Here is a 6,662-nt window from a genome sequence, read left to right as displayed (position 1 = left end):
AGGACTTCGGCAATGTCAGCCATACCCATCGGGGCACCCGGGTGGCCGGATTTGGCTTTCTGTACCGCGTCCATGCTCAGCGCACGAATAGCGTTAGCAAGCTCTTTACGTGAGGACATTTTGACTCCAGTTCGGACTGTTGAAGGCCATACCCTTAACGACTTGACGAGAGCGCGTTTTGGGCTACGCCGGAAAAAAGTGACAACAATGTAACCCAAGCGACAAAACATGTACATGGAGCATCCTTTTGTGGTTTAAGAAATCTCCGGAACACGTTGTGCTGCCCCGGAATCCTCTCGCCCGTAACTCGCAATACTCTTTATAATTTGTGCAGGATGCGACATGCTTACCGTCGCCTTTTTCAGACAAAAAATCGTAAGATTGTGGAAGATAAAAAATGAAAATTCGCTCAACTATTCTTGCCCTTGGGATCGCAGCAACGCTTACCGGATGTCAGAACATGGACTCCAACGCCCTCCTCAGCTCCGGCGCCGAGGCTTTTCAGGCTTATTCTCTAAGCGACGCGCAGGTCAAAGCGCTCAGCGACCAGGCCTGTAAAGAGATGGATAGCAAGGCGACTATTTCGCCCGCCGGCAGCGACTACAGCAAGCGTCTGAATAAAATCGCCGCCGCGCTGGGAGACAATATCAACGGCCAGCCGGTTAACTACAAAGTGTATGAAACCAAAGACGTTAACGCGTTTGCGATGGCCAACGGCTGCATCCGCGTATACAGCGGCCTGATGGACATCATGAACGATAACGAAGTGGAAGCGGTTATCGGCCACGAAATGGGCCACGTTGCGCTGGGTCACGTGAAGAAAGGCATGCAGGTGGCGCTCGGCACCAACGCCGTTCGCGCCGCCGCCGCGTCGGCGGGCGGTATCGTCGGCAGCCTGTCCCAGTCTCAGCTGGGCGATCTTGGCGAAAAGCTGGTGAACTCGCAGTTCTCCCAGCGCCAGGAGTCCGAAGCGGACGACTACTCCTACGATCTGCTGCGTAAGCGCGGAATTAATCCGTCAGGACTGGCCACCAGCTTCGAGAAGCTGGCCAAGCTGGAAGCCGGGCGTCAGAGCTCAATGTTTGACGATCACCCGGCATCCCAGGAGCGCGCTCAGCACATTCGCGATCGCATGAAGGCCGACGGCATTAAATAATCCCGGTTCCCCTCTCTGCAGCGCCAGAGAGGGGAAAACGGCTTAATACAGCGTTTTCTGCGGCGGCCCGGCAAAACGCAGCGCGCCAATCTGCCCCATTTTGACCTCCACCACCGACGGCCCCGGCATCGCCAGCGCTTCGGTCATGACCGACTGGAAATCCTCCGCCCGCTCAACGCTCCACGCCTGCAGGCCGATGGCCTGCGCCAGCAGCGTGAAATCCGGAGTATGCAGCTCGTTGTAATACTGACGCCCGCCGAAATACTTATCCTGAATCCCGCGCATCACGCCGTAGCCGCCATCGTTCATGACAATCAGCGTGACGTTAGCCTTTTCCTGCGCCAGCGTCGCCAGCTCCCCCAGGTTCAGGCTCAGCCCGCCGTCGCCGACGAGGCCGACCACCTTCCGCTGCGGGTTAGCAATCGCCGTGCCGATCGCCATCGGCAGGCCCATGCCAATGGCCCCGGCCAGCGAGTGGATGTTCATTAACGGGCCGTGGGCGCGGAACAGACGGCTCCCCCACAGGCTGCCGGAAACGGTGATATCGCGCACCAGGATCCCGTCGTCAGGCAGCGCCTGGGCGATGGCGTCGTTCAGCTGCGCGTAGGCGCCGCACTGCTCGCGCAGCCCGCTATCCGCCAGCGCGACCGCCTCTTTGACCTGCGCATCCCACTGGACATTACCCCATTCACGCCCCTGCGCTTTTTCCGCCAGCGCCGCCAGCAGGCTGGTACAGTCGGCAATCAGCGTGTTATCCATCAGATAGTTACGGCTGGCCGCCGCCGGGTCGATATCAATCTGCACCCTTGGCGACGGTAGTTCGAGGGTCCAGGAGCGGGTTTCGTTGCTGCGCAGGCGCGAGCCCGCCACCAGGGTAAAATCGCACTGCGCCATCAGCGCTTCAACGGAGGGTGAATTGTGGAAGGCGCGCAGGCTGGCGCGGTGCGCGTCCGGCAGCACGCCGCGGCCGTGGGTGCTGGAGATCACCGTCATCCCGGCATCGGCCAGCTTTTTCACCGCCGCCGCGCTGCCGATAGCCCCGCCGCCCAGCCACAGCAGCGGCCGTTTAGCCTGGCGGAGCTGCGCCCACAGCGCATCGACGGTGGCGCTATCGGCCTTCGCCGCCGGAGCCGCTTTCAGCGCGGCGGTCACCAGCGAGGCCGGGATTTTCGCGCCCTGAATATCAATCGGGATTTCAACCGATACCGGACCGCACGGCGGCGTTTGCGCCTCCTGAATCGCCTTATGCAGGATAGCCAGCGCCTGATTAGCGTTGCTGATGCGGTACGCGCGCTTCGAGCTGGCCTTCAGGAAGGTCAGCTGGTCGCGGGTTTCGTGAATAAAGCCGGTGTCGGCATCGAGCCAGGTTTTCTCCACCTGACCGGTGAGGTGCAGCAGCGGCGTACAGGCGTTCATCGCCTCCACCAGCGCCCCTACCGCGTTGCCGGCCCCCGCGCCGGTGCTGGTCAACGCCACGCCCAGTCCGGAAAAGCGTCCGTGGGCGTCGGCCATGGTGACCGATCCGGCCTCACCGCGCGCCGGAACAAAGCGGATCTTTCCGCGCTGGCCTACCGCATCGGCGATCGGCAGGTTGTGAATAGAGATGACGCCGTAAATAGCCTCAACGTTGTACTGCTCCAGCGTTCTGGCGATGGCTTCGCCGACGGTTATCATTTCGCTCATTGCACACCCTTCTCTTAGTCGCACCAGTGGTTGACGCTATTACCCGTCGCCAGATAAATGCTCTTTTGTTGCATCCAGGCCTTTAGCCCCTGAATCCCTTTTTCGCGGCCCAGGCCGCTCTCTTTAAAGCCCCCAAAAGGGGTCGAAATGGAGAAAACCTTGTAGGTGTTGATCCACACCGTTCCGGCTTCCAGGCGATCGCTTAAGCGCAGGGCGCGTCCGCTGTCCCGCGTCCAGATCCCCGCCGCCAGGCCGTATACCGAATCATTGGCCTGCTGGATCAGCGCGTCTTCATCGCTGAAGCTCATCGCCACCAGCACCGGGCCGAAGATCTCCTCCCGGCAGGCGCGGGCCGCGTTGGTCAGCCCCTCAACGATCGTCGGTTGAAAATAGCTGCCTGCCGCCAGCGCCGGATCCGCCGGGATCTCGCCGCCGCACAGCACCCGGCCGCCTTCGCGTTTCGCCAGCTCGACGTACTCCAGCACGCTGTCGCGGTGCTTTTCATTAATCAGCGGTCCGACGTGGGTCTCCGCGCTAAACGGATGGCCGATTCTGAGCCCGCGGGTCAGCTCCAGCAGGCGCGCCATCAGCTGCGGATAGACTTTTTCATGCACAAACAGCCGCGAGCCGGCGATGCAGGCCTGGCCGCCGGAGCTAAAGATGCCGTAGCAGATGCCGCGCGCCGCCTGCTCGATATCGGCATCTTCCAGCACGATGGTCGGAGATTTGCCGCCGAGCTCCAGCGACGCCGGGATCAGCTTTTCCGCCGCCACGTGCGCCAGATGACGTCCGGTGCTGGTGCCGCCGGTAAACGAAATTTTGCGCACCAGAGGGTGGCGGGCCAGGGCGTCGCCAATCACCGATCCTTTCCCCGGCAGGACGCTGAGCAGGCCCGCCGGCAGGCCGGCCTGTTCGAAGATCCGCGCCAGCTCCAGCGCCATCAGCGGCGTGGCCTCCGCCGGCTTGAGGATCACCGCGTTACCGGCGGCGATCGCCGGGGCCACTTTTTGCATCTCGCTGGCGATCGGCGAGTTCCACGGCGTAATCGCCGCCACCACGCCCAGCGGCTCGTAGCGGCTGAGCGTCAGCAGATCCGCCTGCCGCGGGGTCGGCAGTTCGCCCTCCAGCAGCTCGCAGGCGGCGGCAAAGTAGCGGGCGCTGCCCGCCGCGCTCATCACCAGGCCTCGCGCCTCCGCCAGCGGCTTGCCGTTGTCGCGGCTCTGTATCCGCGTCAGCTCCTCAAGGCGGGATTCGATAATATCCGCCGCCCTATGCAGGATCTTTGCCCGCAGATGGGGCAGCATGCTGCGCCACGCCGACTGGCGCCAGGCGCTTTCGGCCAGCGCGATCGCCTCGTGCAGATCGTCAAGGCTTGCCGCATGCAGCGTGGCGTTGACCGAGCCGTCGGCCGGAAACAGGCTGTGCATCAGGTTGCCGCCGCCGTAGCGCCAGCGACCGCCGATAAAAATCTTTAACTCATCCATCGTCGCCTCTTTGCGCTATGCCAGTTCGCGGCAGGCGCGAACCGCGCTCAGTGCCGCCAGGGTGGAGGTTTTTGGGTTGCTGGCGAGCGGCAGTCCGCTGAGCTCCAGGTGGAACTCGCCAAACGCGCCCTGTACGTACAGCGTGTGGGTATTGCGCCGGGTCATCGGATCGACCATCAGCTGTACCCGGGTATCGTCCATCCCGATGCCGCCCAGCGCCACGGTTGCCGCAACGTTGGCGTTCGCCGGAAACAGGCGGGCCGCTTCGCGCGCGCTGCCTTCAAAAAAGATCTTTGCTTCACTGACCGCGTTGAGGTCGATGAGCATTTCCGCATAGCTGCCGCGCCAGCTGGCCGGGCTTTTGCGCGACCGATAGGTCACCTGCTCAAGACCGCCCTCTTTCGCTGCCGCCAGGCCGTCAATACCGGCCACCGCGCCGGAAAGCAGGGTTAGCCGGCCTCCGGCGCCGTTGAGGCGTTTTTCCAGCTCGCTATCCGCCAGCGCGCCGGTAGAGATGACCACCAGATGCCAGCCGCGCCTGAGAATGGCTTCGCCAAACTGCGCCACCGCCTGCTGGCTGGCGCACTCCAGCACCAGATCCGGGGTTTGCGTACAGGCCTGCGGGTCCTCCAGCACCGCTACCGCATCGCCGAAGCGCTGGCGGATCGCCGCGTGGTGCGCCTCGCGCGCCACCACCCAGCCCAGGGCAACCTGCGGCGGCAGCCGTTCAATCACCGCCTGCGCCATTGCGCCATAGCCGATGAGCATGATCTTTTTCATCTCAACTCCTTACAGATGACGGCAAAAGCCGCCGGAGACATCCAGCGCCGCACCGGTGGTAAACGACGCCAGCGGCGAGGCGAGGAACAGCAGCGCCTGCGCCGGCTCGTTCGGCCTGCCGAGGCGCGCCATCGGGATCCCGCGCTTGCGGGCGATATCCGCCGTCCACTCGGGCCAGCTCTGGCTCCTGTCCGTGCGGTTTTCAAAGCGCCGCTGCCACTGTCCTGACTCCACCATGCCGAGCAGAATGGAGTTCACCCGAATGCCTTTGGCAACCAGGTCCTTCGACAGCGTCAGGGTCATGTTGAGCAGCGCCGCGCGCGCCGCGGAGGTGGCAATCATGTGCTCCTCCGGCTGCAGCGCCAGCAGCGAGTTCACGCAGGTGATCGAGGCGATATCCGAACGCTCGAGCTGCGCCTGAAAGGCCTTCACCGGGTTAATCACCCCGAACAGCTTGAGCTCCGCCTCGTGCAGCCACGCCTCCCGCGGCGTATCGGCGAAGTGCGCCACGTACCCCTGGCCGGCGTTATTAATCAGCATGTCGGCACCGCCAAAGCGCGCCGCGACCGCGTCGGCAAAGTCCTGCACCTCGTCTTCTTTCAGCACGTCGCAGCGGTAAGAGAAGACGTCCGCGCCGGGATATTCGTTTTGCAGCGCCGCATGGGCGCTGGCGAGCCGGTCCGGATTGCGGCCGCAGAAGGCGACCTTCGCCCCTTCCCCCAGCAGCAGGCGCAGCGTTTCAAAGCCAATTCCTGACGACCCGCCGGTGACCACCGCTACGCGCCCCTCAATTTGTGCATTCATCGCGCACCTCTTCCCCTACCCGTAAAAGCTGTTGATTGAAAAATATGTCGTTATCGAGATAGCTGGCGTGCCCCGCTCGCGGGATGCCGACGTACGGCATGCGGTAGCGCAGCGCCAGGCCGTGCACCAGCTCCGGCTGGGTAATGGCGTCCTGCTCACCGCACCACGCCTCAAAGCGGCCGCGAAAATCGCCAAGCCAGCGGTGAATATCGTCATGGGCCAGCATCCACGCCGCGGCCAGGTAGCCCTCGGCGCGCAGCCTGCGCATCCCGGCGGCAACGACGGCAACGTTGGCCTCATCGCTACAGGGGTGCAGCAGCTTCGCCGCCCGGCCCTGCGCCATCGCTTCGCCGCCGGCGGCCATCTGCTGCCGGCGGCCCAGCCAGATTTTTTCACGCTGCGCGGCGTCCGCCCGGCCGTAGCCCTGCGCGGCATCGGCCAGAACCAGGCGCAGAACGCGCCCGGGGTACTTTGCCGCAAAGGCGCTGGCTACCAGCGCGCCCAGCGAGTGGCCTACCAGCACCGCCCGCTCAACGCCGGCGCGGTCGAGCAGCTGCGCCAGGGCTTCGGCATAGTCGCCGGCATCCGCACGCTCGGCCGAGAGCATCGGGCTTTCGCCATAACCGGGCATATCCCAGGCCAGCACGCGGTAGCCGGGCAGCGCCATCTGCTTATGCCAGGAGGCCGCGCCGGAGCTGATACCGTGCAGCAGCACCAGCGGCGTGCCGCTCCCCTGTTCACGAAAACCCGTCATA

7 protein-coding genes are annotated in these 6,662 nt (G+C 63.9%); 1 reads left to right on the top strand and 6 read right to left on the bottom strand.

The window, feature by feature from the left end:
• Nucleotides 1–119: hypothetical protein (locus tag EDF75_RS22945; RefSeq protein WP_171996282.1), on the bottom strand; the 119-nt coding region annotated here is incomplete at its 3' end.
• Between the two features lie 278 nt (nucleotides 120–397).
• On the opposite strand from EDF75_RS22945, the gene loiP reads away from it, so the two are divergent.
• Nucleotides 398–1,156: a metalloprotease LoiP gene (gene loiP / locus EDF75_RS22940; protein WP_045857115.1), complete on the top strand. Its 759-nt coding sequence runs from the start codon at nucleotides 398–400 to the stop codon at nucleotides 1,154–1,156.
• Nucleotides 1,157–1,198: 42 nt separating this feature from the next.
• Here loiP and EDF75_RS22935 read toward each other — a convergent pair whose 3' ends face one another.
• Genes EDF75_RS22935 through EDF75_RS22915 form a run of 5 tightly spaced genes read right to left on the bottom strand, consistent with a single transcriptional unit; the run spans nucleotide 1,199 to nucleotide 6,661 of the window.
• The gene (locus tag EDF75_RS22935) at nucleotides 1,199–2,839 is read right to left on the bottom strand and encodes a thiamine pyrophosphate-binding protein (protein WP_133600978.1); all 1,641 of its coding nucleotides are present in this window, start codon (nucleotides 2,837–2,839) and stop codon (nucleotides 1,199–1,201) included.
• Nucleotides 2,840–2,853: 14 nt separating this feature from the next.
• Nucleotides 2,854–4,323 carry an aldehyde dehydrogenase gene (locus tag EDF75_RS22930; protein ID WP_133600977.1) on the bottom strand — a complete coding sequence of 490 codons (1,470 nt, stop codon included), beginning with the start codon at nucleotides 4,321–4,323 and terminating at the stop codon, nucleotides 2,854–2,856.
• A 15-nt stretch (nucleotides 4,324–4,338) separates the two neighbouring features.
• On the bottom strand, nucleotides 4,339–5,103 hold the full coding sequence (locus EDF75_RS22925; RefSeq protein WP_133600976.1) for an aspartate dehydrogenase: 765 nt from the start codon (nucleotides 5,101–5,103) through the stop codon (nucleotides 4,339–4,341).
• Between the two features lie 9 nt (nucleotides 5,104–5,112).
• On the bottom strand, nucleotides 5,113–5,907 hold the full coding sequence (locus EDF75_RS22920; RefSeq protein ID WP_133600975.1) for an SDR family oxidoreductase: 795 nt from the start codon (nucleotides 5,905–5,907) through the stop codon (nucleotides 5,113–5,115).
• Nucleotides 5,891–6,661 (bottom strand): alpha/beta fold hydrolase, encoded by a 771-nt coding sequence (locus EDF75_RS22915; protein ID WP_133600974.1) that lies wholly within the window; start codon nucleotides 6,659–6,661, stop codon nucleotides 5,891–5,893. Before EDF75_RS22915 ends, EDF75_RS22920 begins: the two co-directional genes overlap by 17 nt.
• Nucleotide 6,662: the final 1 nt, after the last annotated feature.

Source organism: Klebsiella sp. BIGb0149 (assembly GCF_004362605.1).
GTDB lineage: Bacteria > Pseudomonadota > Gammaproteobacteria > Enterobacterales > Enterobacteriaceae > Klebsiella > Klebsiella terrigena.
The sequence above is the reverse complement of the archived record's forward strand: the minus strand, read 5'-3'. Positions and strand labels throughout refer to the sequence as shown.

Bases quoted from the DNA above. Each gene is read 5' to 3' on its own strand.
- loiP (WP_045857115.1), top strand. From the start codon at position 398: ATGAAAATTCGCTCAACTATTCTTGCCCTTGGGATCGCAGCAACGCTT.
- EDF75_RS22930 (WP_133600977.1), bottom strand. From the start codon at position 4,323: ATGGATGAGTTAAAGATTTTTATCGGCGGTCGCTGGCGCTACGGCGGC.
- EDF75_RS22920 (WP_133600975.1), bottom strand. From the start codon at position 5,907: ATGAATGCACAAATTGAGGGGCGCGTAGCGGTGGTCACCGGCGGGTCG.
- EDF75_RS22935 (WP_133600978.1), bottom strand. From the start codon at position 2,839: ATGAGCGAAATGATAACCGTCGGCGAAGCCATCGCCAGAACGCTGGAG.
- EDF75_RS22915 (WP_133600974.1), bottom strand. From the start codon at position 6,661: ATGACGGGTTTTCGTGAACAGGGGAGCGGCACGCCGCTGGTGCTGCTG.
- EDF75_RS22925 (WP_133600976.1), bottom strand. From the start codon at position 5,103: ATGAAAAAGATCATGCTCATCGGCTATGGCGCAATGGCGCAGGCGGTG.